The organism is Paenibacillus mucilaginosus 3016 (genome assembly GCF_000250655.1).
GTDB lineage: Bacteria > Bacillota > Bacilli > Paenibacillales > NBRC-103111 > Paenibacillus_G > Paenibacillus_G mucilaginosus.
In genome coordinates this window covers 3,605,830-3,630,913 of the sequence record NC_016935.1, presented here as the reverse complement: position 1 = coordinate 3,630,913, position 25,084 = coordinate 3,605,830, and the positions used below count along the sequence as shown (strand labels likewise).

Below are 25,084 nucleotides of genomic sequence, written 5' to 3'. Positions count from 1 at the left end.
AGCTAGTCTGCCTTACCGGCCAAGCCGGCTGCAGCCAGCTTCCATGTACACTGCAGCCGGTTCCCTGTAGGTACCAAAGATCCCATGATCCGGCCTTCGGGCGTTTCTCCCGTTTCCTGGAACCGGTAGAGCGGATTCAGCACCACTTCCCCGTTCTCCACGCCGATCACCTCGCTGATCTCGGTTACCCGCCTCGTCCGGTCTCTGAGCCGCTGCAGATGGACCATGAGGTCGAGCGCCGAAGCGATCTGCTTGCGGACGACCTCGACGGGAAGCGCCGCACCGCTGAGCACCATGGTCTCCAGACGGCTGAGCATATCCGCGACCGAGTTGCTGTGGCCCGTTGACAAGCTGCCGTCATGGCCCGTATTCATTGCCTGCAGCATATCGAGCGCCTCCGCCCCCCGCACCTCGCCCACAATGATCCGGTTCGGCCTCATCCGCAGCGATGAACGGATCAGGTCGCGGATGGTGATTTCGCCCTTGCCTTCCGTGTTCGCGTTGCGCGTCTCGAGGCTGACCAGGTTCGGGATACCGCGGATCTGCAGCTCGGCCGAGTCCTCGATGGTGAGTATCCGCTCGTCCGGCGGCACATACTGCGCCAGTGCGTTGAGGAAGGTCGTTTTACCGGAGCCCGTCCCGCCCGAAATAAAAATGTTGTACTTGGCTTTCACCCAGCTTACGAGCACCGCGGCCGTCTCTGCCGTCAGCGCTGCCCGTTCCACGAGATCATCCAGGGTCATGGGGTGTTCCGGAAACTTCCGGATTGTCATCGCCGGCCCCTGCAGGGCGATCGGCGGCAGGACAATATTGACACGCGATCCGTCCGGCAGCCTCGCATCCACGATCGGGCTCGATTCGTTAACGATCCGGTTGACCCGGCCGACAATGGCCTGAATCGCATCCTCAAGCTTCTCACGGCTCTCGAACCGGATGTCGGTCTCGAGCACCCGCCCGTCCTTCTCGATGAAGATCCGGTCGTGCGCGTTGATCATGATCTCGGTGATGCTCTTGTCGTCAACCAGCGGCTGCAGCACATCGAGGCCGCGGAAAGAGTGGAACAGCTCTTGTACCAGGAGATGCTTCTGGCCCGATGTCAGGAAGGTGTGGCGCGAGAGGGCGAACACCTCTTCCTCGATCCGTTCGATCAGCTCCGCATCCGTCAGCGCATGTCCGTAATCCAGATTCTCTTGGATACGCCGTTTCAGCTGCAGCTTCAGCTCGGGCAGTGTGACACCGGCCTGCACCGCATCCGTGTTGAGCCTCATAAGCCGGCCCCCGAGCCAACCGGCTCCAGCAGGAGGCCGGCTGCATCCTCAAAGGCCGGTGCCCGGTGCAGCTGGCCGATCCGGCTCACCGCTTTCCACTCCGGAACATACGGCAGCCGGTGATGAATCTTCAAGCCGTACTCTTCAAAAGAGTTCAGCGGCGCCCCCGTACTCCGGTTCAGCACGAACCGCACCTTGGACAGCCAGGAAGCCCGCGGCGTCTCCTTGGCCTGCATGCTCCGCAGCAGCCTCGAACACTTGTGCAGGTGCACCAGGTCATCGGTGACCAGCCACAGGATGTTATCCGCCGGTCCGAACAACGCCGACGAAAGCGCAGGTGCGTACGAATCGGTATCGACGATCAGTACGTCATACAGCCCTGATGCGCGGACCGCTTCGACGAGCCCCGACGCGTGCTCCGCGCCAAGCTCTTCGAGCTCCTGCGGCTCGGCCGCCGGCGGCACATAATCGAACCTGCCGTAGCCGTGACGGCGGACCAGTCCCTCCAGCCTGCCCGCCGCGGCCGCCGGATTCATCCGGGCGTAGTACAGCAGGCGTGAGAAGGTCTCGCTGTCCCCTCCCGTCTCGTCCGTGAACCAAGGGAGCGACCCATAACGCTCCAGGCTCAGCAGCAGCACCCGTTCGCCGCGGAGCGCGAGCCGGCGGGCCAAGTGCACGGCGGTCACCGTCTTGCCGGTCCCCCCGCCGGCTGAATGGACAAGTGCAACCCGGGTGCCCCGGATGCCCCGCAGCGGGAGAGCGGCGTTGTACTCATTGTAATGGGAGGCGACCGCGCTCATCAGACGGTCCAGCGGCTGGTATCTGCACAGCACCGGATATTCCAGCACGCCGCCCTGCGCCGCGGATTCGCTCAGGATCACGACGGCACCGGCCGGATGAACAAATACCTCCTCCGGAAGAGGGAGCCAGGATTCGTGAACGAGCAGAATCCGCGCCTCCTTCTCCTCCAGCAGATAGCGCAGGCCTTCCTCCCCTGCCGTAAACCGCTTTAAGCGGAACCTTTCGGCGAAGGCGGAGCCCCGGATGTAGGCGGAAAGCATCTCTCCGAAGTAAGCATCGTCATCCAGCAGCGCCAAGGTCATCGGTCCCATGTGGTTTCTCTCCTTTCGGCCATCTGTACGCAACGCAAAAAAAGCACGCGCTGCCGGGACTTCCGTCCCGGACAGCGGTGCTTCCGCTAGTCAGATGGTATATTCTGTTGACCGTAATTCGTTATATCGAACAACCTCGATAATCCGTATTATAGCATGGCTGTTAGATTTTGCAAGAAGAAATTTACAAGAGCCGATGCGGGTACTCAGCCCCGCTTCCCTGCGGCCGCCGTCCAAACGACCTTCGGCTTGCCATAGCGGTTCATCGTGCTCTCCGTGAGCTCCGGCAGCTCCCATTCCCTCAGCAGCTCCTCAAGCTGCTTGCGGTCAAAGAACCGCTTGCGCTGGCCTTCCCACTCATAGTAGTCCGGCTCCAGGCGAACGCCCTGCCCCGCGCCGAATGCCGTGTCCCGGACTGAGTTCACCCGGCACAGCAGCGTACCGCCGGGACGCAGCACACGCCCGATCTCGCGGACAATACTCACCGTGACGTCCCACGGAAAATAGTGCAGGCTGAGATCGGCGATCACCACTTGGGCCGCCCCGTCCGCGAAGGGCAGCGGTTCGGTAAGATCCAGCTGCCTGACATCGGCCTCCGGCACGAGCTCCTTCACCCGCCGCAGCGCCTCGGCTGAGGCATCACAGGCCACTACGCGGTATCCGCGCTCGCTCAGGTAGAGTGTGTCGTTGCCGGCCCCGCACCCGAGATCGATAACCGGCGTATCCCGCGAAAGCTCCAGCTGCGGCCGGAACGTCTCCAGCCATAAGTCATACCGGACATCCTCCGGCCGCAGAGCTTCGTATATTCGGTCCCAATAACGCTCTCTACCTGGCATGCGGATTCCAGCCCTTCTACTTCTTGATGAAGAACAGCGTCAGCTCTTCCCGGTTGTGGAACAGCTGCTTGGCGCGCTGCAGATCGAGCTGCGGCGACAAGTCTTCGACGACCTCGCGGATCGTCTGGAACGCCTTGCGGTGCATGAGCTTCACCGTGATGATCGCCGTTCCGCCGCTTTGCAGCGAGTACAGCAGCCCGTTCACGAGGCGGGCCATCTGCCGGTGGCTCCAGCTCATGTCGCATACGAGCAGGTCGAAGCTGCCTTCCCCGAGCTTTACCTGATCAGCCTTCTTCGGCAGGTAGGTCAGACGCGGATGGCGCAGCAGCGAAGCGTCGAGCTTCGCGGGATCGACGGCCGTGACCTCCAGGCCCCGCTCCAGCAGCAGCGAAGTCCAGCCGCCGGGAGCCGCCCCGATATCCAGCGCGCTGCGGTAAGCCGACAGGTCGAGGCCGAAGGCGGCTTCGGCCTCGAGCAGCTTGAACTTCGCGCGCGAGATCTGTCCGTCCTCCCGGCGGAAGCGGACCGCGCCGCCCGGCCAGTCGGACAGGTTGTCCTCCGGCCGCGACAGCCCGAAGTACAGCGCGGCATCCGTGCCGAGCACGGAGAGCACGAGCTGCGAGCCGCGGACCACAGGCTCCGCATGGTATTCGCGGGTAAACAGCTCCTCGGCGGCCGCCTTCATCTCGGGCAGGGAGAAGCCCGGAAGCACCGAGCCCTCCCCTTTGCGAAGCTGCACCGCCACGGTCCGGCCGGAGATGCGCTCGGCCGGTTCCCCGGCAAGATACGAGGTCAGCTCGCGAACCGCTTCCTCCGTCGTGCCGCCCCAGGCTATCGCCCGTTCAACCGGCATGATATGCCGCAGGAATACAGGCTCCTGCTCCTGCAGGCGCCTGACAACTTCCTCGCGGGGCAGCTCCAAAACAAAGGAGAACACTTCGTTCGGAACAACCCACTTGGTTTTGACATCCTGCCCGAACAACCGGCGGATTTCCTCCTGCGCCTGCTGCGCGAAGCCCCGGTTGGCCGTACCCAAAAACTCGCTTGTCATTTCACTCATGGCTGCACCTTAATCCAAGGCCGGTCCCCCGCCCACTCGATCGAGAGCGGAACGCGGAACGCCTTTTCCAAATGTTGTTCTGTCAGTACTTCCTGTTTCGGCCCGGCCGCCAGCACCCGTCCTTCTTCGATGAGCAGAACATGCGTGAACAGCGGGATGATTTCTTCAATATGATGCGTTACATAGATGATGGTCATGCTCTGGGCCGCCAGCTCGTTGATATTGGCGAGCAGACGCTCCCTCTCGTAGAGATCGAGTCCGGCACACGGCTCGTCCATAATCAGAATGGACGGGCGGGTCATGAGGGCGCGCGCGAGCATCACTTTGCGCCGTTCCCCCTGGGAGAGGGTCGACATCGGCTGCATATCGAGATGCTTCAGACCGACGGAATCGAGCATGGCAAGCGCCTTGTCCCGCACGTCGCCCGGGATTTGTTCATAGAAGCGGAGATACCCGTACTCGCCAGTAGCGACGATCTCCCAGACCGGGTCGGCCGGACTCAGCTTTTCATAGAGGGTCTGCGAAATATAGCCGATGCGTTTGCGCACCTCGCGGACGTCGCAATCGCCGTATGTATGGCCCAGCACCTCCACCCCTCCGGAGGTAGGGAATTGATAACCGTTGATGAGCTCGAACAGGGTCGTCTTGCCCGAGCCGTTGCGCCCGAGAATGACCCAATGCTCTCCTTCTTTCACGTGAAGAGAAACGTTCGACAGGATGCTGCGCTGCTCTCTGATAAATACAATATCGGATAAGGACACTACTTGCGACATATGAACCACCTATTCTTGTGCGGATTCGGCTGCTGCCTGCAGCAGCTCGGGAGGGACGGGACCGGCGGAGAGCTCCACGCTCTCCGGCTTGGAGGCGTACAGCGCCTGATACATGCTCTGCCGGCCGGCGGGGGAAGACGAATGCAGGAAGATCCGCCGGGGAAAAAGCGAATCGCGGATCATCGCGTGCACAAGATCCAATCCGCTGGGCTGACCCCATCCCAGATCAAAATCGAGGGACAGGATGTCCACCTCGCATTCCTTCAGGAGCAGCAGGCACTCTTCGCCGCTGCGGGCCAGAACAAAGCCCGGCGGGCAGGCTCGCCAGTCGTCCATATACACATGGATCAAGAATCTCTCAGCTCCTCCAGATAGCGGATTTCGGGCGCATGGGTGAGTCCACGCGGCACCGGGGTTTCAAGCACCAGAGGAAGCGTCTTCCGGCTGCGGAGGGCAGGCGAAGCCAGCAGCTCGCGGAACCGCACCTCGCCCATCTCGCCCCTGCCGATCATGGCATGCCGGTCTTTGCCGGCCCCCCACGGGTAGACGGAGTCGTTGAGATGGACGGCATGCAGATGGGGCAGGTAGCCCGTCTGCAGTGCATGCGCCTCAAGGCGGGACCAGCCTTTCTCCCCCGATGGCCACAGGCCCGAGGCGAACGCATGGCAGGTATCAAGACAAAAGCCGACCTTGTCCGGATAGGCGCACAGCGAGCGGATCTGCACGAGCTCCTCGAAGGTCGTGCCCATGCGCGAGCCTTCGCCCGCCTGATTCTCAATCAGGAACAAAGCCTCTCCCTTGTAGCCGTGAAGCACTTCATTCACACATTGTATAATATTTTTGTAGCCTTGTAACGGGTCCGGTCCCTTATATTTCCCAAAATGCACGATGATGCCGACGGACCCGCACGTGTCCGCGATCTCCAGGTCGTTGCGCAGCGAAGCCACCGTCGCTTCACGCAGCCCCGGATCGTCTACGGCCATATTGACCGGATACGGGGTATGGGCAATGGCGGACAAGCCGTGCTCGCGGCACAGCCGGGCGCAGCTCTCGGCGTCCTGCCGGTTGAAGCTTTTGACGGCAAGGCTCCGGGGATTCTTCGGAAAATACTGAAACGACTCCGCCCCCAGCTTCAGCGCGGTCCGTGCCGCTTCGGTATACCCGCCGCGGATACTGATGTGACATCCGAGTCTCAAGTAAAAGCCTCCTCCTTCCGCCGGGTCAGTGCTGGCAGTTCAGACAGCAGAACGACTTCTTCGACGAGACCTCCTGCCGGACGATGGGCTGGCCGCACCGCTCGCACGGCTTGCCCTCCGCATCGTACACACGGCAGCGGGCATCGAATCCGCCGGTCAAGGGATCGCCCGGGTACAAGGGCATCTCCATATAGCCGCCGTACCGGGTCGCTTCCGTCAGCACCTCCCGCATGGAGGCATGCAGCTTCCGGTATTCCTCAGTGGATAACGTGGCCGGACGCCTGGAAGGCAGAAGCTTCGCCATGAAGCAGATCTCGTCGCTGTAGCAGTTGCCGATGCCGGCCAGCACGCTCTGGTCGACGAGATTGCTCTTGAGCGTCCCCTTGCGGGGGCGCAGCCGCTGCTCGAACGCTTCCTCGGTCAGCTCCGGGTCGAACGGGTCGGGTCCGAGCTTCTTCATCAGCTCGGCCGTCTCCTCCGGCGTATGCAGGTGCAGGTAGCCGAGGCGCAGTCCAATAAAAAACAGATGCTCATCCCCAAATGAGATGCGCACCTGTATCGTACGGTCCGGCTGATCCTCGAGCCTGCCGTAATATAGAATGCCGCCGATCATGAGGTGCAGCACGAGCACGTTCCCTGTTGTCAGATGAAACAGCAGGTGCTTCGCACGGCGCTCGATGACACGGACGGACGAGCCGATCACATCCATGCGGAACCGCTCGGGCGCCACGTTGATGGACTTCTCCCGGCCGATCTCGGCGCCGGTGATCGTCCGGCCCGTGATGCGGCCGCTGAGCAGAATACGGTAATTCTCCATTTCGGGAAGCTCGGGCATGGGACAGGTCTCCTCTACAGACAGATCTTCCCTTGTATTGCCCGAAACGGGAACAATTATACGCTGCCTCCCTCTCCGGCATCCCCGAACAAGGAGAGCTGCTCCCCTCCGGCCGCTGTTCCCCGCTTGCGCTGACGCCGGGCTTCACCCGATCCGCCGGGAACGCCCGCCCCATCGGCTGCAGAACGCTGCTTCCGCGAGGAAGGCGAGGAACGGCGCACCGTCTCTGCTTGCAGCGCCTTGCGTTCGAGCCGTTCCACCCGCTTCGCGAGCGCCGCCTCTTCCGCATCCGCCGTCCCCGCTGCCCGCGCGGGTCTGCGCTTGCTGCTTCGCGTCAGCGCGCCGCGTCTCCACAGCAGGTCCTGTGCCTGCCGGGCATACGCCAGGGCCAGATCAAACCGCTTCGTCTTATGCTCGTGATACATCGACAGCTCGATGCAGGGCTCAAGCGATGCGGTCCTCCGGCCCTCCTTCAGCTCAAGGTACAGCTCCCACAGCGCGCAGGCTTCCCCATAGCGCCCCCGCCGCTTCATATACTGCGCGAGCGGGAGCAGCGGCGAAGGTACGCCATCCGCGGCGTCCTCCGCCTCCGCCGGCAGGCCTGAGGCAGGCTCCGCCGGGCGGGAGGCCGTGCGGCTGTCCCGGCGGGAGGCCGGAGTGGTCTCGGCGGCTGGGCTGGCCCCCGCCTCTTGCTCCCCGTGCGTCCCCGCGTGGGTGCCCGTATCTGCCGGCTCCGGCGCCGAAGGGCCTGCACTCCCGGCATCAGCCAACGGCAAGGGAACGGAATCAGCCTCCCCCCCTGCAGAGCCGCCTGCCAGCAGCTCGTCCGCCAAGGCGAGCAGCGCTTCGTCCGCCCGCTCGGCCAGCCCCGCCTTCTCGAGCCACAGGCCAAGGCGGAACCACTCCTCCGTGCCGTAGGCGCGGACGTCCTTCCAGCTCAGGCTGCCTTCAAGCAGCCGGGCGAACAGGACGGCCAGCCCGGCGAGGGAGAGCACATCGAGCTCGTTGTGCAGGAAGACGCCCTGCAGCACGAGCGGGTCCTTCTCGGCGAGGTAGCGGAAATACAGGACGGGCGCCATCGCGCCGGGTACGTCCCCGTCCCGCCGCACGCCGAGCCGCAATTCTTCCACAAGCCCCAGCCGGCATGACGGCAGGGTGTGCTTCCACAGCCGCCGGGACGGATACAGGAAGTCGAGATGCGCAGCCGGCTCTTGGTCCATGCGCAGCCGGTTCATGATGTACCGGTTGCGGACAATCGGCCAGTCGAACGACTTGCCGTTGTAGGAGATGAGGATCGGGCGGGTCCGCAGCTTCTCCTGCAGATACCCGAGCATCGCCGCCTCTTCGCCCGGATGGCGGATCAGCATCTGCTCGACGACGAAGGAATCCCCTTCGTAGAAGCCGATGCCGATCATGAACGGCACGTTGCCCGCGCCATGGCCGAGCCCTGTCGTTTCCGTGTCGAGGAAGAGGAACTGCTGATGCCATTCGTCAGTCTGCCTGCCGTACACGGGATCGCTTGGAAGCGGGTCTGCGGACTCCCCTGAAGGAGTTCCCTGCTTCTCTTCGGAACGCCCACGGCGGAGCCCTTCGGGTTCCGCTCCGTCTTCCGGCCTGTCAACAGGCTCACTCGCGGCCCCTCTGCTCCACGGCCCTTCCGTCAGCAGCGCCGCAAGCGCCCGCGCCCGTCCGGCGAGCGCACCGAGCTCGGAGGTGCCGTGCATGTCCTCCCCGCTGTACGTGCGCCGCCGCAGCACGAACTCACCCCACTCGGCCCGGGCCATTCCTGCCCCGATGACGTGCCATTCGTCATCCGGCGCTGAGCTCCCTTCAGCGATACCACCGGCTTCGGTTCCGGGGGGCTCGCTAAGCACAGCTGCAGCCCCTGTGGCCGTGCCTGACTCCCTACTAGGCGTCTTCGCATCGGCCGCTTCCTTATCCATACCGCTCTCGTAGGCGGCGGCCGTCACCACGCCAGCAGGAACGGCTTCAGCCTCCGCCCCGACCTCAGCCCCCGCTGCGCCACCGGAGAGCCCGTCAGCGTCGGCCCTTCCGCCCGCCGAGCTGCCCGCCTGCGGCGCCGCCTCTTCCTGTGCCTGCGCAGCCTGGGATTCGCCAGACGCCGCTCCCGGCTTCAGATGCCGCAGCAGCCTATCCCGCAGCGAGCTCATCGTGTACCTCCCAGCCGCTTCAGAAGCCCGAGCGAGAGCTGCTTGCCGGTCAGCCCGACCTCCTCGATCGGCCCGACACAGGCCGGGCAGCCGCTGAGGCAGCCGCACGAGGAGATGATCCGCTCCGCCTCGGCGAGCAGCTGGCCGTGCACCTCGTACAGCCGCTCGCTGAGACCTACGCCGCCGGGATAGCGGTCGTAGAAGAAGATTGTCGGCTGCTTGTTGTGCACCGCCTTGACCTGCGGCACGACGCGGATGTCATGCGGGTCGCACATCAGATACAGCGGGGCGATGTGCACCAGGACGTTGGAGAGGCCGAGCAGCGCGAACTGCATGTCGTTCACCGACATCTGCGCCGCCACCTCCTCGTCGAACGTGAACCAGTAAGAGCTCGTATGCAGCTCCTCCTCCGGTAGATGGATCGGCCCCGAGCCGATGTTCTCGTGCGTGCGGAGCTTGATCTTTTTGAAGATGGTCGCCTTCGCATTCACCGTCACTTCGCCGAACTGGCGCTTCAGCCCGTGGTCGACGGCCTCGCGCTGCACATGCAGCACCTTCAGCTGGACCGCAAGCGACGCATCGGTGAAGTAATCGACGTCGACTTCCCGGATGTACGCTTTTTTCTCCTCGTAGTCGAGCTTCTCGACCTGGTACTGCACGCCCTCGTGGATATAGATCGCTTCCTCGTGGATCATGGTCGGCGCGCTGAAGCGGTCGACCTCGCCGATGACCTTGGCGCCGCTTGTCATGTCGATGATGATGAAATTCTCCTGCGCCGCCGAGCGCAGCGAGATATCGTGCGCCGGGAACGACTGCTCCATCCAGTGCCAGCGGTCCTTCACCCGGTGCAGGATGCGCTCCTCGGTGAGGAATTCGAGAATGTCCTTCAGCGACTCCCCGCCGAACTTCTCCCCTGCCTCGAACGGCAGCTCATACGCCGCACACTTCACATGATCGACGAGAATGATCAGGTTGTCCGGCTCGATCAGCGCCCGTTCCGGCGGACGCTCGATGAAGAAACGCGGATTCTGGATCATGTACTGATCCAGCGGATTGGAGCTCGCCACGAGGAAGGTGACCGAGCTCTCCTGCCGGCGTCCGGCGCGGCCGGACTGCTGCCATGTGGAGGCGATCGTCCCCGGATAGCCGTTGAGCACGCACGCCTGCAGCTGCCCGATATCGATGCCGAGCTCGAGCGCATTGGTCGAGACGACTCCGCGGATCTCCCCGCTGCGCAGCCCCCGCTCGATCTCCCGCCGCAGCTTCGGCAGGTAGCCGCCCCGGTAGCCGCGGATCGACTTTGAGCCGAGCTCGTTCACAACAAGCTCCTGCAGGTACGTCAGCAGAATCTCCACACGGACGCGGCTTCTCGCGAACACGATCGTCTGGATGCCCTGCTTCAGCAGCAGCCCGGCGATCTTGCGCGTCTCAAGCACGCTGCTCCGGCGGATGCCGAGCTGCTGGTTCACCACCGGCGGGTTATAGAACACAAAATGCTTCTCCCCCGCCGGCGCCCCGTTGTTGTCCACCAGCGATACCGCCTCGCCGATCAGCCGCTCCGCGTGCTCCTTCGGGTTGTCGATCGTTGCGGAGGCGCAGATAAACTGCGGGTTCGAGCCATAGAAGCGGCAAATCCGCTTCAGGCGCCGGATCACGTTGGCGACATGGCTGCCGAACACGCCCCGGTACGTATGCACCTCGTCGATGACGATGTACTTCACGTTCTCGAACAGCTTCACCCACTTCGTATGGTGGGGAAGGATCGCCGAATGCAGCATGTCCGGGTTCGTCACAACGATATGGCCCGCGTTGCGGATCGCCGTGCGTACGGCGGGCGGCGTGTCGCCGTCATACGTATGGGTCTTGATATCCGCCCCCATGACGTTCGCCAGCTCCTGCAGCTCCGCCACCTGGTCCTGCGCCAGGGCTTTGGTCGGAAACAAATAGAGCGCCCGGGCGCTCTCGTCGGTCAGTATGCCCTGCACGACCGGCAGGTTGTAGCACAGGGTCTTGCCCGAAGCCGTCGGCGTAACCGTCACGACATGGCGGCCCTTCGCCACCTCGCGGAACGACTGGGCCTGATGGGTGTACAGCTGCGAGACGCCCCGCGCAGCCAGCGCCTCGGCCAGCTGCGGATGCAGCCCGTCAGGGAACGGCTCGTAGGCCCCCTCCCGGGGGGGAATAGTGTGCCAGTAAGACACCTGGTTCATGATCTCGGGCGTAGACCGGATGAGATCCAGCATTTCATCTATGGAAGACACTTTGCCTGTCAGTGGATTCATGAGAGTTCCGCTCCTTTACTCGTGAGCATTACCTCCCATTATATCGAATGCATGTTCGCCGTACAATCCTTTTTTAAGATATGATCCGCAAGCAGCTTCGCTCCCTGCATGACGACCGGCACCCCGCCGCCTGGATGGACCGAGGCGCCTACCGCATACAAGCCTTCGATGCCGAACGGAGCCAGCTGCGGACGGAACACGCCAGACTGCTGCAGGCTCGGAGCGATGCCGAAGCTGCCGCCGCCGAACAGCCCCTCCGCCAGCGCATCCTCCGGCGTCCGCACCTTCATCCACTCCACGGCCGCCCGCAGGCCGGGGAAGCCGCGCCGCTCCAGGGAGCGCAGGACCGCATCCACCACCGCCTCCCGCCCCGACCAATCCACCCCGCCTCCCGAAGGAACGGGAACGAGCACGTACAGGACGCTTTTACCCGGGGGCGCCAGCGCCGGATCGATCAGCGACGGATGGAATACATAGATGCACGGGTCCGCCGGCAGCTCCCCCTTCACGAAGACGGAGGCGAGCATGTCCCGGAAGCCCTCAATGAAAAAGAACTGATGCACCGAAGCCTCCGGATAAGTCCGGTTCAGCCCCAGGTATAACAGCAGGCAGCCGGAGGAAGGAATATACTTCCGCGCAGCGGCCCTTCCCCTCTCCTGCTCGCCGAGCAGGGCGGCGGTTCCGGGAAAATCGCCGTTAAGCACCACATGCTCGAACGCCAGCTTCTCGCCCCCCGCCCGGACGCCGATGCATCTCCTGCCGAGCGTAAGCACTTCCTCAACCGGTGTCCCCGTGCGGATCGTGACCCCCCGGCTGCGCAGCGTCTCCTCCAGCCTGCCAATAAGCCCGGCGTAGCCGCCCTGCAGGTACCAGATTCCATCCGCATGCTCGGAGTAAGGGATAAGGGAGTACAGCGCCGGCGTCGTGTCCGGATTCCCGCCGATGTACAGCGTCTGGAACGAGTAGGCCTCCTGGAGCTGCGGGTGCCGGAAGTAACGGGCCGCATCCCTGCGCACGCTGAGGTAAGCCTTGAGCTTCATCAGCGACCTCACATTGCGGATCGTCCAGAAATCGCGCCGGCGCACAAAGTCCTTCTCGAGGAACTGCGCCCGCCCGGCCTCGAACCTCTCTTTCATCTCCTTCATGTACCGGCGGAAGGAGGCTCCTTCTCCAGGAAACAGCCGCTCGATCTCCCCGGCCTGCAGCTCGGCGCTCCGGTGCTTCGTCATAACCTTCCCATCCGGAAAATGAATCCGGTACAGCGGGTCGACCGGCACGAGACCCATGGCCGGAAGGTCCAGCCCGCCCTCCTCCAGAATGCTGCGAAGCATCCCCGGCAGGAGTACGATGGTAGGGCCCTGGTCGACCCGGAACCCTCCGTCGCTCTCGTAGGCCATCCGCCCGCCCAGCCGGCCGGTCCGCTCGAACACCGTGACCTGATACCCGCGGTGCGACAGCAGCAGGGCGGCGGTCAGGCCGCCGATGCCTCCGCCCGCTACCGCCACCCGGCGCTGTGCGAAAGAACCGCCGAGCGGGCGCCCGGTCCGGGACCGTTCTCCCGGGGCCGGAAGGCTTCCCGCCGGTTCCTCGGATCGCTTCACCGCCGGACTTCCGCTCCGCGCAGCAGGCTGCCTCAGGACCGCATCCCCACCGGCCGAATGCCCCTTGACCGCGGCGGCTCTTTTGGACTCCGAATGCTCAACCGCCGTTTTCCAGGAGACACTCCTGCCCCTGCCTATGCCCCGCTTATCCATGCCGCAGCTCCCCTCCTTCCGCCGTCCGGGCGGCACCCAGCTTCTCCACCAGCCCCCGTACCGAGATCCGCGCGGATTCCATAATGGTCGGCAGCCCGCTCCCCGGATGGGTGCCCCCGCCGACGAGCCACACATTCTCGAGCTCCCCGAACCGGTTGTGCGGCCGCAGATACATCATCTGCCCGAGATTGTGGGCGAGATTGAAAGTAGCTCCCTCATATACATGGTGATCCGCTTCCCAATCGCGGGGCGTAATCATGTGCTCCGCCTCGATATGCTGCTCGAGATCCTCGAACCCTCCTTCACGGCTCACCTTATCCAGAACCTTGCGGCGGAAGGCGGCCTTCTCCCGCTCCCAATCGATGCCGCTCGTATTGTTCGGCACGGGGGCCAGCACGTAGATCGCCGACTTGCCGGGCGGCGCAAGCGTCGGGTCCGTAACCGACGGGTTCTGCACATAGACGCTTGGATCTTCAGAGAGCACCTTCGCCTTGGCGATCTCCTCGACATTGCGCCGGTAGTCCTCCGCAAACAGTATGGAATGGTGCGGCAGATCATAGGTCCGGTTCACTCCCAGGTACAGCATGAACGTCGAGCAGGAGTAGCGCTTGCGCTTCAGCTGCTCCGCCCCATACTTGGCCGAAACGCCAGGCTCCAGCAGGTGCTTCATCGCGTGCGCAAAGTCGGCGCCGATCACCACTTCGTCCGCCGGCAGGGTCTCCCCCGCCTCCGTCATAACGCCCGTCACACGGCCTCCCCGCGTCACCAGCCGCTTCACGCCCGTACCGAGCCGGATCCGGCCGCCGTATTCCCGGACAACACGGGCCATCGCATGCGAGATCCGGTGCACGCCCCCTATCGGGTGATAAATTCCGTACGCGTGTTCCATATAAGACAGGATCGAGAAGGCTCCGGGACATTCCCACGGCGACATGCCGAGGTACTTGGCCTGGAACGTGAACGCCAGTCTCAGCCGTTCGTCATCGAAGTAATCGGTGAGGCAGTCGTACAGAGACCGGGTGACCGACAGCTTCGGCAGCGCCTTAAGGAAGGCCGGCTTCAGGTAATCAAACGGGGAATCATGCTTGTTCTGCAGGAGGGGCATCAGCGCTTCGAGCTTTTCCTTCTCCCGGCGCATGAACTCCCGGTACCCCTTCTCGTTGCCGGGAAACATCCGTGTGATTTCCCGTATCATTTGTCCACTATCTTTATATACATAGAAAGGGGAGCCGCCGAACAGCAGACGGTAGAACGGCTCGACCGCCGCAAGCCGCACGTAATCGTGCACGCTGCGTCCGGCTTCCGCGAACAACTCCTCGAGAATGTGAGGCATGTTCAGGAACGTGGGACCCCGGTCGAAAAGGTACTCCCCGAGCCTGACGGCCGAAGTGCGGCCGCCGAGCTCCGGCTGTTTCTCCAGCACCTCGACCGCATAGCCTTTGGCAGCGAGCAGCATGGCGGCGGACAACCCTCCGGGGCCGGCGCCGACCACAATGATTTTTGGGGAAGCCATTCTCATCATCCTTTCCTCTACGGGAATCTTACAGCGCGGGGAACCTTACCTTGTGTTGCAGGCTATCTTGTATAATGTTAGTATAATGTTATTCTCGGTTAATGCCAAGTGTAACGTTATTTGTACAAGGTTTGGACACAGTTAACCGTGTTCTCTGCCCTGATCCCATCCCGATAGAGGTGCTCCCATGAATCTGAACCAATCTGCGGCATATGCTGTATGTGAAGGGGTGGTGCGCAGGCATTCCTCGAGCTTCTACCGCGCCTTCTCGCTGCTGCCCGCTCACAAAAGAAATGCGGTCTGGGCCGTCTATGCTTTTTGCCGCACCGCCGATGATCTGGTCGACCTTCGTCCCGATACGGCCTGCGAAGAGCTGGCCACCTTCGAAGAAGCGTTCCGCCGGATGCTGGCGGGCGCTGCGGACGACCACCCCCACTGGATTGCGCTGGCGGACGTGTTCGCCTCGTTTCCCATGGACCCGGAGCCGTTCTTCGGCATGATCGCCGGCCAGCGGCAGGACCTAACCAAGGTCCGGTACGACTCTATGGAAGAGCTCGAGCACTACTGCTATCTCGTAGCCGGAACCGTCGGCGAGATGCTGCTGCCGATTCTGGCCCCGTCGGTCACGGACGAGATGAGGCGCACAGCCGTGCAGCTGGGTGCGGCCATGCAGCTCACCAATATTTTGAGGGATGTGCGTGAGGATTACGAAAGAGGGCGGGTTTATCTCCCCCGCACGCTGATGCAGAGGTTCGGCTATTCGGTATCGGATATGAGCCAAGGCGTCCATGCTCCCGGCTGGCGGCCGCTGTTCCGTCATCTGGCGGATCTGGCGGAGACGAAATACCGCGAAGGGTTATCGGCCATGGCCTACTACCCGAGGGACGGGCGTCTGGCTCTAGGAGCCGCAGGGTCGATCTATCGGCAGATTCTCATGGAATGCCGGGACCGGCACGGGGATGTGTTCAGCGGGAGGGTGGTTGTCTCCAATATGAAAAAGGCAAGTATCATGCTCTCCCTGCTCGTCCAGGCAAGCACCTGGCGCAGACGCAGGGCAGCAGTGGCAGGTGAACGCCGGCTTACATGGTAAACCAATGGGTAGTACGGATCACGGCTCTTTATATCTTCTGGTTCTTATGCGGTTATGTTCTGGTCAGCACCGGTCTTCTGCCCGCCTGGCTCGAGTGGGCGAACAGCCTGTATCTGATCCTGGGCGGAAGCACCGCTCTCGTATGGTATGTGCGCAGATACGGCGCCCGGCAGGCGCTGATGCTCTTCGTTATCTGCGGAAGCGTCTCCTATGCCGCCGAATGGATCGGGGTGCACACCTCCAGGTGGTTCGGAACCTATGAATACGGGCTCTCTTTCGCCCCGCTCGTGCTCGGTGTGCCTCTGGCGATTCCGTTCGCCTGGTGCATGCTGCTTATCATCGCCAAAGCGTTCGCTCCCGTACCGCCTTCAGGAGGCGCCTGGAAGGGACTGACGCTCGAGCAGTCGCTCTCTGCCGGCAAGCGGGAGCTCAAGGCCGCCCGGAAAGCCGCCAAGCGGCGCAGCTTCTGGCTGCCCGCGGTATGGGCCGCCTCCATGGTGACGGCCATCGACCTGCTGCTCGATCCCGTCGCGGCACAGCAGCGGTACTGGACCTGGGAGAGCGCGAAGAACGCCGCCTGGAACGCGTCGTTCTACTCGGTGCCCCTCAGCAATTTCATCTGCTGGTGGATCACCTCCCTGCTCATCCTCAACATGGTGAATTACCTGCATGACGAATACTTTGAAGACCACCCGGGCTCGGACCGCACCGGCACCTTCATTCCGATGCTGCTGCTGCTGACGCTCGAATCTCTCTTCCTGACGCTTGCCGTCAAGAGCGGCCTCTGGTGGGCAGCCGGTCTCAATGTGGCCCTCCTCCTGCTCCTCTTCCTCTGGAGATCGAAGGAGGTGCCGCGGCGATCATGATTCCCGCCTGCAAAAGTCCGGCTTTCGAGAGGCTCTTCGCCGTCTATAATCGGCACCTGCTGAAGCGGAGCTTCCACCGCATCTCCGTGCGGACAGACCCCCGCATCGACCCGGTGCGTCCGACCCTGTACGCGGCCAACCACAGCTCCTGGTGGGATGCGCTGCTGCCCCTGGAGCTGAACCGCTCTCTTCTCGGCCAGGAGCTCTATGCGATGATGTCCGAAGAAGGACTGCGTCGCTTCCGCTTTTTCCGCAGGCTCGGCGCTTTCTCCGTGGACCGCGGGTCGCTGCAGGGCGTAAAAGACTCCCTGCGTTACGCGGCCGGCGTACTGGAGGGAGAGCGCCGGGCCTTGTGGCTGTTCCCGCAGGGGGATATCCGTCACGGTGACGTGCGCCCCCTCGGCTTCCATAGCGGGATCGGTTACCTTCTTCGCGAAGTGCCGGGGATTCAGGTCGTGCCCGTCTCGTTCTATTACTGCTTCCTGCAGGATCAAAAACCCGAGGTGTTCGCCGACCTCGGCCCTCCGATTCCTGCGGAACGGCTCCCGGCCGCCGCCTCGCGCCAGCAGCTTACCCGGACTGTGGAAGACGCCGTAACGGACAGGCTCGATGCGCTGCGGCAGGGCGTCATTCACGGGGAGGCGGCCGGATTCACCGCGCTGCTGGCCGGGAGGAGCTCCACCTCGGACCGGTTCACCCGTTTCTTCCGCCGGGCTTAGGACAAGCTTCTCTCTGCCTGGCTTGGCGGCTGTTACTATTCCCGCCATCTTCCATCTTGCAGCTTTGAAAGGAGGTCACCAATGTGACAGCGCTCCCGGTCACCCTTGCCTCCGTCATGGCGGTACTCACCGTCTGGGTGATCCATAATCTGCGCGGGTGGCCCCGGCCTCCCGATCGGGAAGCGGCCATGCCCTCCCCCATGTCTCGATCCTCGTTCCCGCGCGAGACGAAGAGCACAACATCGTCCGCTGCCTCGAAAGCCTGCTCCGGCAGGAGTATCCGAGCTTCGAGGTCATCTGCCTCGATGACGGCTCGAAGGACCGCACACCGCAGCTGCTGGCGGAGCTGCAGCTCCGGTACCCGAAGCTGCGCGTGCTGGAGGGAGCCGACCTGCCGGAAGGCTGGGTCGGCAAGTGCTTTGCCTGCCACCGGCTGTCGGAGGCGGCGGACGGCCGCTGGCTGCTCTTCACCGACGCGGATACGGTTCACGATCCGGACATGCTGGCCGCCCATCTGCGGACGGCCTTGGCCCGGGAAGCCGGGCTGCTCACCGGCTTCCCGCGGGTGATCTCCCGGCATGCGCTCGGCTGGCTGACGCTTCCGATGCTCTTCTTCGTCATCGCGCTGCACCTGCCCCTGCGCAGAGTGGAAGGCGCCCGGGACCCGAGGTTCACCGCCGCCCACGGGGCCTTCATGCTGTACCGCCGGGACGTCTACGACCGGATCGGCGGCCATGCCGCTTTCCGCGGCGCCCTCGTGGAAGACATGGAGATGGCCCGGGCTGTGAAGGCGGCAGGCGAAGCCCTCGTGCTGTGCGATATTACGGAGCGCACCGGCTGCGAGATGTACCGGCACCCGGCACAGATCTGGGACGGCTTCGCGAAGAACCTGTTCCCCGGCCTCGGCCGTTCGACCCCGCTGCTCGCCGGGCTGCTGCTGTTCTACACGCTGTTCTACATTGCGCCGCTCCCGGCAGCCGCCGTCCTGCTGCCGCTCGGGGAACGGCCGGCCGCCCTGGCCTTCCTTGCCGTGTTCCTGCTCGGAGCCCTGCAGAAGGCAGCGGTCGACCGGCACTTCCGAGTGCCAGGCCCGTGGTTCCTGCTCGTCCCCGCCAGCTTCACCGTACTGGTGCTGCTCGCCGTCCGTTCCTGGTTCCTTGCGTTCCGGGGCCGCGATTACGTATGGAAAGGAAGGAGGTACACGCCATGAAGAAGCGGCCGCAGGGCATCGTGGTCGGCGGAGGCATCGGAGGTCTCGTCGCGGCCATTCTGCTGGCTTCCCGGGGATACCCCATCACGCTGCTGGAACAGAATGAAGCGCTGGGCGGCAAGCTGCAGCCGATGCAGCTCGGGGCGTACGCCTTCGATTTCGGCCCGTCCACCATCACGATGCCCTGGGTATTCGAGAGCGTCTTCCGGGAAGCGGGACAGCCCTTGGACCCGGAGCTCTCGTTCCGCAAGCTCGAGGTGAACAGCCGCAATGGTTTCGCCGACGGAACCACCGTGGACCTGTCCGCCGATCCGCTGCGGATGGAAGAGCAGCTTTGCTCTTTCCGTGCTGAAGACCGGCAGGGGTTCCTGTCGCTATCTGATGGAAGTGGAGCGGATCTACCGGACGGCGGAGGAACAGTTCTTCTCCCGCTCGTTCTCCGTATGGCAGGACTTCGTCTCCCCGCGGCTCGGAGCCGCCTTCCTGTCCGTGCATCCGTTCCTCGGGATGGATGCCTTCCACCAGCGCTATTTCCGCGATCCGCGGCTCTTGGCGATGATGAACCGCTACGCCACCTATGTCGGCTCCTCACCATATGAGACGCCCGCCACCCTGTCGATGATCGCTTACCTGGAGCTTGTGCGGGGCGTCTATTATATCCCCGGCGGCAACTACCGCCTCGTCGAAGCGCTGGAGCGGCTCGCCCGGCGGACGGGCGTCGAGATCCGTACCGGCGTGAGGACCGAAGCGATCCTGGAACGGGATGGACGGATCCGCGGCGTGCAGGCCGGCGGCGAAACGCTGCAGGCCGACTTCGTCGTGTCGAACGCCGACTACTTCACCACCCGGGGGCTGATCACGGACGGCGGTTCGGCGGCACGCGAATCTGCAGGGGGAAGGCGGACTTCCTCCCGTTTCGAAGGAGCGTCCCTCTCCTCCTCCGGTTTTCTGTGCCTGTTCGGGCTGAAAGGCCGGGTTCCCGGCCTGCATCATCACAACCTCTACTATCCGGAGAACTACGGCAGCGAGTTCGCCGACATCTTCCGTGACCGGCAGTGGCCGGCCCTGCCCGCCCTCTATGTGTGCGCCTCCTCCGCTACGGAACCGGAGCGGGCGGCGGACGGCACAGGCACGAACCTGTACGTGCTGATCAACGTGCCGCCGGAGGTGCCGGTCTACCGGCGCACGCGGGACGGGCAGCCCGCCGGTGGGACGGCGGAAGACGCGCGAAGAGAGCGCGAGCACACGTACCGCAGCCTGATCGTACGGCGGCTCGCCGAAGCCTGGGGCCTGCCGGCCCGCGAGCTCGAAGCCCGCATCGAAGCGGAGGCTGTCTTCGGCCCGGACTATATCGCTTCGCGTACCGGCGCCTACGGCGGAGCGCTGTACGGGTCCGCCTCCCACGGCTGGCGGGAGACGTTCTTCCGCCCCGCGCCCGCCGACCGGCGCATCCGGGGCTTGTACTATGCCGGCGGGTCGACCCATCCCGGCGGAGGCACGCCGATGGTGACGCTCAGCGGCATCAACGCCGCCCGGCTGATCGCCGCGAGGCACCGGTAGCGCCGGCTGAGCTTGATCGGGGTCCAACTTCTCCTTTCTTATAACGTAGAAAAGACCTGAACCGGCGGCCTCCGCACGGTTCAGGTCTTTGTTATCAGGGCTTTTTAGCTGATGCTGCAGCTCTTGGTGACGTATGATAAAAGTGGATGCTTCTTCTGCCCGCGATACCGCAATTTACTGTCGATTCCTGCGCTTTCCCGGGAAAAGTTCCGTGGAACGCTGCTTAACTCAAATCGGAAGAATCGTCATAGTCGTAACGGAAACCGTCCATGGACGCCGCCGGGGACGCCCCCGCAGACATCGCCGCTTCGGCATTCATCCGCAGCTTGGCGAGCACCTCCTGAAAGTGCCTGGCTTTCGAGCCGTCCGAAGACCGCTGCGCAATCTGCAGCGCCTGTTCGATCACCGCAATATCGTGACTGGTGAAATCCATGCCGCACTCCCTCCCGTGGGTTGCAAAATTTTTACCCATCTATTCTATCCCAGAGAAGGAAGGTTCATACCGCCTGTTTCACTAAACCGGTCTTATACAAAAGGCGGGTCCCATGCTTTCTTGCGCCACCCGAACGAATGGCTCACCACATTAAGGTCGCGGTCTAGCTGCACATCCACCCCGAACGGGAGCTGGTGATTGTGCCAGAAGCGCACATCGCGCCACTGAACCAGGTAGCCGTCCCCGAGTGCGGCGGCCTGCACATGCACCCGCTGGGCGAAGCCCAGGAAGGCGCGCACCCCGTCGGTGGCCAGGGTTGCCTCGATGACCGCCCCCTCCGCCCCACTGCCCTTGGCATAGACGTCCAGCACCTTGACCTTGGCCCCGCGCACCACACCTGTGTAGAAATAGCCGCCCGTCTCCAGCACGAACTGCCAGCGCAGCGGATGAAGCCCCGGGATCACATGGGTGGTCCCGCTGAGCTGCAGCTCCCTCCCGATCCGCTGCACCACACGCCGCTGATAGAGCATTCGCCCGCCGATATAGAGGAAGGTGAGCCCGTAGAGCGGCAGGAACACCCGGCCGGCTTCGATGCCGCCCAGCATCCAAAGCAGCAGTCCCGCACTGTGCAGCGCAAACAGGAACGGGTCAAAGAGCGGCAGCACATCGAGGTGGCGCCACCTGCGGCAGAAGGGCCGGAAGCACTGTACTCCATACGCATTCATCCAGTCCAGGAAGACGTGGAAGCATACCGCTGCCAGACCGACTCCGTACAAAAAAGCGAGATGAGCCCACATTCCGAAGCCCCATGCGGAGAGTACTGACAGCAGCAGCGGCCAAAGCGGCAGCGCGGGCAGGGAATGGGTCACTCCCCGGTGCATCCGGATATAGGCCGTATACCCCTTCAGCCTCGCGAAGGTGTCCAGGTCCGGCGCATGCGAGCCGGAGAGGCTCACGGTCAGGACAGCGGCAAACAGCGTACCGTCCTGGGCCGCAGGGGGATAGAGCGCCGCCGCAAGGCCCGCCAGCGTCCCTCCGAACAGCAGATGGCTTCCCGTATCCATACACTCTCTTCCTCTCTTATCAGCTTAAGCGCCGAATGTGCCGCTGCCCTGCACGGCAGAAGCTGCCGGCCGGCTCATCTCAGGCGGCTGCCCCGGGCCGTGATGATCCGCCGAAGCTTCCCATCTCTCCTCGGCATTGAACCAGTAGAACCACTCCGCCGGCTTTTCTCGGATGACCCGTTCCATGTAGGTATTCAACACGCCTACCACCTCTTCGCGGGCATTCCTGCCAGAGCTTGAAGCCAGCGGCAGCGGCGCTTCGAACCGGAGATGGTGTACGAATCCCTTTTCCCTCCAGCTGCAGAACGGAACGACCGGAACTCCCCCTTCCATCGAGAGCACCGCCGCGCCGGCCGGCAGCCGCGTAGACTTTCCGAAGAAGCGTACGGCCGGGAACGACGGTCGGTAAAAATCCCCCAGGAGGAAGACCACCCCGCCCCGCTTCAGGTGGCTGCGCAGCTTCCGGAGCAGCTCAAGCGGGGGCGTGCTGTCGTAGTCCAATCCGGGACAGCCCAGCTCCGCGAACTTGAGATACAGCGGTCGAAGCTCCGGGCTTCCGGCTGTAGCGACCGTCAGGCAGTCGTAGGTTTGGCACAGATACCAGTAGGAGTAAAAGAAATTGCCGATATGCGGCGTATAGACAATGGCACCCCGGCCATGCTCCAGCGCCTCCGCCAGATGCCTCTCCCCCTCAACGCGGAACCTCCACCCCCGGCTGCCCGGAAGCCGCCCGGAATCGACCAGGATTTCATATAAGGCCATGAATACATTAAAGAGGTACTGCCGGATTAACGTTCTCCGTTCCCCTACTCCGCAGGGCCCGAGCAGATCATCCATATTGCGTCTGACACGGGACGGTAAGCCGGCGGCCGGCAGCCTGGACAGAATCCAGGACGTTATAACGCACAACAGATGCACAGCCGGCCGGGGGATCAGATAGATCAGCCGCAGCCATCCGTTATCGCCGGAGGTGAATTTTCGGATCCACTCGTACACAGGAACAGCCTCCCTTGGCTCGTTTCGGCCTGGAACCCCGATTCTCTTCTCTCAGCTCTTCAGGAAATGCTTCCGGTACCTCCGCGCTACGCGGTCCTTCTGCAGCACGATGAAAAAATCCACGGTCCCGAAGATCGAATCGTAAGCCGGATCTCCGCCGATCTCCGCGCCGAGCCATTGATAGCCCTTCATCAGCGGGGGAAGCATGCGGAAAACTTCTTTTTCTTCAAGATCCGTCTCCACCGTCTTCAGCCCGGCAATCCGGTGCGTCTCCAGCGGCCGGACGCCGAAGCGGTCCGTCAGGATGTCCTTGCGCTTCAGCATCGTGTAGATCAGGTTCGTCTCCTCGATCGTACGCAGATGCATGCTGGCGCAGCCGATCAAATAATGCAGATCGTGCTTCGTGATATAGTCCGCAATGCCCTCCCACAGCAGACCGATCGTTCGCCCGCCGCGGTACTCCGGATGGATGCAGCTGCGCCCGAGCTCCAGCGTGTGCATCCGGTCCACCGTGAACGAGTCCAGATTGAATTCCGACTCGGAATAAAACCCGATCGCGCTTCCGGCCCGCGGGCCCGGCAGCAGACGGTACGTGCCTACCACGCGCTGAGTCTCCTCATCCACGACGATCAGGTGATCGCAGTAGGCGTCATAGGCGTCCGTCTCGAGCCCCGCCTCCGAGCGCATCTGCAGGTTCCTCTCTTCTTCCACGAACACGCTGTACCGGAGTCGCAGCGCCTGCTCGATCTCATGCTCCCCCTGCGCCAGTCTTACCGTGAGGGCTGCCGGCTCTCTGGCGGCCCCGCCTTCCGTCAAGATCATCGTCAACACACCTTTCTCAGGGATTGTGATGATGCTTTGCTTTGTACTCTTCCTCAAGGGTAGCAGAGGTTTATTAAGCGAACGTTCGAGGGTTGTTAAGCTTTTGTAAGAAATTTACAGGTTGTCCCGTTATTGAGGCATGCAGTAAGGAGCAAGGAGTATCCCTCCGCAAAAATAAAGGGGAGTTCGTTTTGTCCAGCAGCAGGACGATGGAGAGCGGCACCGGTCGTACAGACTCGCACAATAAAAAAAGCCGGCATCCGCTGCCGGCTTTCAATCGTTGGAATTCATAGATCCACTTGAGACGCTTTGTCCCAGCTGGTCATCAGATCTGTTGCTTCTTACTGCAGCCACGCATACAGCGGAATGAACAGCAGCGACGTGATGATCGCCGCAGCCCCCATGGCGAAGCCGCTGACGCTTCCCGCGAGCTCCGAATCGCGGATGATCCGGGCGGTGCCGATGCCGTGGGAGGACGTGCCGATCGCCGTACCTACGGCGATGTCGTCCCGGACCCCGCCGAGGCGCAGGAATGCCGGCCCGAACAGGGAGCCGGTCAACCCGGTGAGCACGGTCAGCACCGCCGTCAGTTCGGGAAAGCCCCCGGCCTGGCGCGATACTTCGATCGCCACCGGGGAGGTGACCGACTTCGGCATCATCGAGATTAGCAGCTCCCGGCTGCCGCCCAGTGCCCAGACGAGGCCTGCAGCGAGGAGCAGGGCCGCCACGGAACCGGCGGTCACGCCGGAGAGGATCGGCAGGACGTTCTGTCCGATCCTCTGCGCATGTTTGTACAGCGGCACGCCCAGCGCTACGGTGGCAGGGCCCAGAAGGAATAGGATGTATTCCCCGCCCTGGCGGTACACTTCGTAGGGCAGCCGGAGCCCGTACAGCACCAGCATGATCAGCACGGAGCAGGTGAGCAGCGGGTGCAGCGCCTTCCATCTCCGCTGCAGTCCGAGCGCCAAGGCATATGATAAGATGGTTACCGCAATGCCGAACAGCGGCTGTTCAGCAAATTCACGGATGCTCATGCGCCCTCCCCCTTTTCCCGCTGACCCGTTGTGCTTCCTTGCTCCGTCTTTTTTCGGCCCGGTCCAAGCAGACGAACCGTCCATCCGGTGATCCACAGGACCCCGAACGTGCTCCCGAACAGAGACAGGAGCAGCGGCAGCGCCTCTTCCCCGATCCGCCCGAAGAATACCATCGTGCCTACGACGAAGGGAGCGAAGAGCAGGAGCATATGCTTGATGAGGAACCCGCTGGCCTCCTCCACCCACTCCAGGCGAATCCATCCGAGGAACAGGGACGCCGTGAACAGAATCAGTCCCATGACGTTGGCCGGAAGAGGCAGATGGGCAAACTCATGGAGCATGGCGCCGATAAAATAAAACCCGAGCAGAATGGCAAATCCGCGCATCTTGCCCACTCCCCTCTCTATGGTGGTGCATCTCCGTGATGAATAATCGCTTCTTCCCCGTGGCATCGTAAAGGAGGCGTCGCACGCTATGCGCCGCCAATCCA

The 25,084-nt window shown here is 63.1% G+C and carries 24 protein-coding genes; 6 read left to right on the top strand and 18 right to left on the bottom strand.

Annotated features, from left to right (window positions below; translation table 11 throughout):
• Window positions 1-2: 2 nt before the first annotated feature.
• The 12 genes from PM3016_RS15815 to PM3016_RS15760 form a co-directional block, all read right to left on the bottom strand.
• Entirely contained in the window at window positions 3-1,268 is a 1,266-nt protein-coding gene (locus PM3016_RS15815) for a TadA family conjugal transfer-associated ATPase (RefSeq protein WP_013916666.1), read from the bottom strand.
• Window positions 1,265-2,380 (bottom strand): CpaE/TadZ family protein, encoded by a 1,116-nt coding sequence (locus PM3016_RS15810; RefSeq protein WP_014370117.1) that lies wholly within the window; start codon window positions 2,378-2,380, stop codon window positions 1,265-1,267. Before PM3016_RS15810 ends, PM3016_RS15815 begins: the two co-directional genes overlap by 4 nt.
• A 206-nt stretch (window positions 2,381-2,586) precedes the next feature.
• Window positions 2,587-3,216 carry a class I SAM-dependent methyltransferase gene (locus PM3016_RS15805; RefSeq protein ID WP_013916664.1) on the bottom strand — a complete coding sequence of 210 codons (630 nt, stop codon included), beginning with the start codon at window positions 3,214-3,216 and terminating at the stop codon, window positions 2,587-2,589.
• A gap of 16 nt (window positions 3,217-3,232) precedes the next feature.
• A complete protein-coding gene (locus tag PM3016_RS15800; RefSeq protein ID WP_041619131.1) occupies window positions 3,233-4,267 on the bottom strand; it encodes an SAM-dependent methyltransferase in 1,035 nt (344 codons plus the stop codon).
• Between the two features lie 5 nt (window positions 4,268-4,272).
• Window positions 4,273-5,049, bottom strand: coding sequence for an ABC transporter ATP-binding protein (locus PM3016_RS15795; RefSeq protein ID WP_013916662.1), 777 nt, complete (start codon window positions 5,047-5,049; stop codon window positions 4,273-4,275).
• Between the two features lie 9 nt (window positions 5,050-5,058).
• Window positions 5,059-5,400, bottom strand: a complete 342-nt coding sequence (locus tag PM3016_RS15790) for a cyclic-phosphate processing receiver domain-containing protein (RefSeq protein WP_013916661.1) — start codon at window positions 5,398-5,400, stop codon at window positions 5,059-5,061.
• On the bottom strand, window positions 5,397-6,245 hold the full coding sequence (locus PM3016_RS15785) for a deoxyribonuclease IV (protein ID WP_014370115.1): 849 nt from the start codon (window positions 6,243-6,245) through the stop codon (window positions 5,397-5,399). The genes PM3016_RS15790 and PM3016_RS15785 overlap by 4 nt, the downstream gene beginning before the upstream one ends.
• A gap of 25 nt (window positions 6,246-6,270) precedes the next feature.
• The gene (locus PM3016_RS15780; protein ID WP_013916659.1) at window positions 6,271-7,080 is read right to left on the bottom strand and encodes an Fpg/Nei family DNA glycosylase; all 810 of its coding nucleotides are present in this window, start codon (window positions 7,078-7,080) and stop codon (window positions 6,271-6,273) included.
• 56 nt (window positions 7,081-7,136) lie between these two features.
• Window positions 7,137-9,251 carry a ribonuclease H-like domain-containing protein gene (locus PM3016_RS15775; RefSeq protein ID WP_014370114.1) on the bottom strand — a complete coding sequence of 705 codons (2,115 nt, stop codon included), beginning with the start codon at window positions 9,249-9,251 and terminating at the stop codon, window positions 7,137-7,139.
• Entirely contained in the window at window positions 9,248-11,533 is a 2,286-nt protein-coding gene (locus PM3016_RS15770) for a DEAD/DEAH box helicase (RefSeq protein ID WP_013916657.1), read from the bottom strand. Before PM3016_RS15770 ends, PM3016_RS15775 begins: the two co-directional genes overlap by 4 nt.
• Before the next feature lie 38 nt (window positions 11,534-11,571).
• Complete coding sequence (locus tag PM3016_RS15765) at window positions 11,572-13,287, bottom strand: phytoene desaturase family protein (RefSeq protein WP_014370113.1); 1,716 nt, start codon at window positions 13,285-13,287, stop codon at window positions 11,572-11,574.
• Window positions 13,280-14,800, bottom strand: coding sequence for a phytoene desaturase family protein (locus tag PM3016_RS15760; RefSeq protein ID WP_013916655.1), 1,521 nt, complete (start codon window positions 14,798-14,800; stop codon window positions 13,280-13,282). Before PM3016_RS15760 ends, PM3016_RS15765 begins: the two co-directional genes overlap by 8 nt.
• 187 nt (window positions 14,801-14,987) lie before the next feature.
• Between PM3016_RS15760 and PM3016_RS15755 the strand changes: the two genes are divergently transcribed.
• From PM3016_RS15755 to PM3016_RS15735, 6 genes are all read left to right on the top strand, one after another.
• Complete coding sequence (locus tag PM3016_RS15755) at window positions 14,988-15,890, top strand: phytoene/squalene synthase family protein (RefSeq protein ID WP_014370111.1); 903 nt, start codon at window positions 14,988-14,990, stop codon at window positions 15,888-15,890.
• Window positions 15,884-16,756: a carotenoid biosynthesis protein gene (locus PM3016_RS15750; RefSeq protein WP_013916653.1), complete on the top strand. Its 873-nt coding sequence runs from the start codon at window positions 15,884-15,886 to the stop codon at window positions 16,754-16,756. The genes PM3016_RS15755 and PM3016_RS15750 overlap by 7 nt, the downstream gene beginning before the upstream one ends.
• Entirely contained in the window at window positions 16,753-17,475 is a 723-nt protein-coding gene (locus tag PM3016_RS15745) for a lysophospholipid acyltransferase family protein (protein ID WP_014370110.1), read from the top strand. The genes PM3016_RS15750 and PM3016_RS15745 overlap by 4 nt, the downstream gene beginning before the upstream one ends.
• Before the next feature lie 157 nt (window positions 17,476-17,632).
• Window positions 17,633-18,685 carry a glycosyltransferase family 2 protein gene (locus PM3016_RS15740; RefSeq protein WP_014370109.1) on the top strand — a complete coding sequence of 351 codons (1,053 nt, stop codon included), beginning with the start codon at window positions 17,633-17,635 and terminating at the stop codon, window positions 18,683-18,685.
• On the top strand, window positions 18,658-19,284 hold the full coding sequence (locus PM3016_RS41135) for a phytoene desaturase family protein (RefSeq protein ID WP_337999625.1): 627 nt from the start codon (window positions 18,658-18,660) through the stop codon (window positions 19,282-19,284). The genes PM3016_RS15740 and PM3016_RS41135 overlap by 28 nt, the downstream gene beginning before the upstream one ends.
• Entirely contained in the window at window positions 19,193-20,245 is a 1,053-nt protein-coding gene (locus PM3016_RS15735; RefSeq protein WP_337999637.1) for a phytoene desaturase family protein, read from the top strand. Before PM3016_RS41135 ends, PM3016_RS15735 begins: the two co-directional genes overlap by 92 nt.
• A gap of 223 nt (window positions 20,246-20,468) precedes the next feature.
• Here the strand turns inward: PM3016_RS15735 and PM3016_RS15730 are convergent, their stop codons facing one another.
• The 6 genes from PM3016_RS15730 to PM3016_RS15705 all read right to left on the bottom strand — a co-directional run bounded on the left by PM3016_RS15730 (window position 20,469) and on the right by PM3016_RS15705 (window position 24,980).
• Window positions 20,469-20,678, bottom strand: a complete 210-nt coding sequence (locus tag PM3016_RS15730; protein ID WP_013916649.1) for a hypothetical protein — start codon at window positions 20,676-20,678, stop codon at window positions 20,469-20,471.
• A 92-nt stretch (window positions 20,679-20,770) separates the two neighbouring features.
• Window positions 20,771-21,742, bottom strand: a complete 972-nt coding sequence (locus PM3016_RS15725; RefSeq protein WP_013916648.1) for a metal-dependent hydrolase — start codon at window positions 21,740-21,742, stop codon at window positions 20,771-20,773.
• A gap of 24 nt (window positions 21,743-21,766) precedes the next feature.
• Window positions 21,767-22,738, bottom strand: a complete 972-nt coding sequence (locus tag PM3016_RS15720) for a lysophospholipid acyltransferase family protein (RefSeq protein WP_014370107.1) — start codon at window positions 22,736-22,738, stop codon at window positions 21,767-21,769.
• Between the two features lie 51 nt (window positions 22,739-22,789).
• A complete protein-coding gene (locus PM3016_RS15715) occupies window positions 22,790-23,560 on the bottom strand; it encodes a GNAT family N-acetyltransferase (RefSeq protein ID WP_013916646.1) in 771 nt (256 codons plus the stop codon).
• Between the two features lie 341 nt (window positions 23,561-23,901).
• Window positions 23,902-24,594 carry an LrgB family protein gene (locus PM3016_RS15710; protein ID WP_013916644.1) on the bottom strand — a complete coding sequence of 231 codons (693 nt, stop codon included), beginning with the start codon at window positions 24,592-24,594 and terminating at the stop codon, window positions 23,902-23,904.
• On the bottom strand, window positions 24,591-24,980 hold the full coding sequence (locus PM3016_RS15705; protein ID WP_014370106.1) for a CidA/LrgA family protein: 390 nt from the start codon (window positions 24,978-24,980) through the stop codon (window positions 24,591-24,593). The genes PM3016_RS15710 and PM3016_RS15705 overlap by 4 nt, the downstream gene beginning before the upstream one ends.
• Window positions 24,981-25,084: the final 104 nt, after the last annotated feature.

Excerpts from the sequence above, each read along its gene's own strand:
- PM3016_RS15815 (WP_013916666.1), bottom strand. The coding sequence starts at position 1,268 with ATGAGGCTCAACACGGATGCGGTGCAGGCCGGTGTCACACTGCCCGAG.
- PM3016_RS15810 (WP_014370117.1), bottom strand. The coding sequence starts at position 2,380 with ATGGGACCGATGACCTTGGCGCTGCTGGATGACGATGCTTACTTCGGA.
- PM3016_RS15805 (WP_013916664.1), bottom strand. The coding sequence starts at position 3,216 with ATGCCAGGTAGAGAGCGTTATTGGGACCGAATATACGAAGCTCTGCGG.
- PM3016_RS15800 (WP_041619131.1), bottom strand. The coding sequence starts at position 4,267 with ATGACAAGCGAGTTTTTGGGTACGGCCAACCGGGGCTTCGCGCAGCAG.
- PM3016_RS15795 (WP_013916662.1), bottom strand. The coding sequence starts at position 5,049 with ATGTCGCAAGTAGTGTCCTTATCCGATATTGTATTTATCAGAGAGCAG.
- PM3016_RS15780 (WP_013916659.1), bottom strand. The coding sequence starts at position 7,080 with ATGCCCGAGCTTCCCGAAATGGAGAATTACCGTATTCTGCTCAGCGGC.
- PM3016_RS15775 (WP_014370114.1), bottom strand. The coding sequence starts at position 9,251 with ATGAGCTCGCTGCGGGATAGGCTGCTGCGGCATCTGAAGCCGGGAGCG.
- PM3016_RS15770 (WP_013916657.1), bottom strand. The coding sequence starts at position 11,533 with ATGAATCCACTGACAGGCAAAGTGTCTTCCATAGATGAAATGCTGGAT.
- PM3016_RS15765 (WP_014370113.1), bottom strand. The coding sequence starts at position 13,287 with ATGGATAAGCGGGGCATAGGCAGGGGCAGGAGTGTCTCCTGGAAAACG.
- PM3016_RS15760 (WP_013916655.1), bottom strand. The coding sequence starts at position 14,800 with ATGGCTTCCCCAAAAATCATTGTGGTCGGCGCCGGCCCCGGAGGGTTG.
- PM3016_RS15755 (WP_014370111.1), top strand. The coding sequence starts at position 14,988 with ATGAATCTGAACCAATCTGCGGCATATGCTGTATGTGAAGGGGTGGTG.
- PM3016_RS15750 (WP_013916653.1), top strand. The coding sequence starts at position 15,884 with ATGGTAAACCAATGGGTAGTACGGATCACGGCTCTTTATATCTTCTGG.
- PM3016_RS15745 (WP_014370110.1), top strand. The coding sequence starts at position 16,753 with ATGATTCCCGCCTGCAAAAGTCCGGCTTTCGAGAGGCTCTTCGCCGTC.
- PM3016_RS41135 (WP_337999625.1), top strand. The coding sequence starts at position 18,658 with ATGGAAAGGAAGGAGGTACACGCCATGAAGAAGCGGCCGCAGGGCATC.
- PM3016_RS15735 (WP_337999637.1), top strand. The coding sequence starts at position 19,193 with ATGGATGCCTTCCACCAGCGCTATTTCCGCGATCCGCGGCTCTTGGCG.
- PM3016_RS15730 (WP_013916649.1), bottom strand. The coding sequence starts at position 20,678 with ATGGATTTCACCAGTCACGATATTGCGGTGATCGAACAGGCGCTGCAG.
- PM3016_RS15725 (WP_013916648.1), bottom strand. The coding sequence starts at position 21,742 with ATGGATACGGGAAGCCATCTGCTGTTCGGAGGGACGCTGGCGGGCCTT.
- PM3016_RS15715 (WP_013916646.1), bottom strand. The coding sequence starts at position 23,560 with ATGATCTTGACGGAAGGCGGGGCCGCCAGAGAGCCGGCAGCCCTCACG.
- PM3016_RS15710 (WP_013916644.1), bottom strand. The coding sequence starts at position 24,594 with ATGAGCATCCGTGAATTTGCTGAACAGCCGCTGTTCGGCATTGCGGTA.
- PM3016_RS15705 (WP_014370106.1), bottom strand. The coding sequence starts at position 24,980 with ATGCGCGGATTTGCCATTCTGCTCGGGTTTTATTTTATCGGCGCCATG.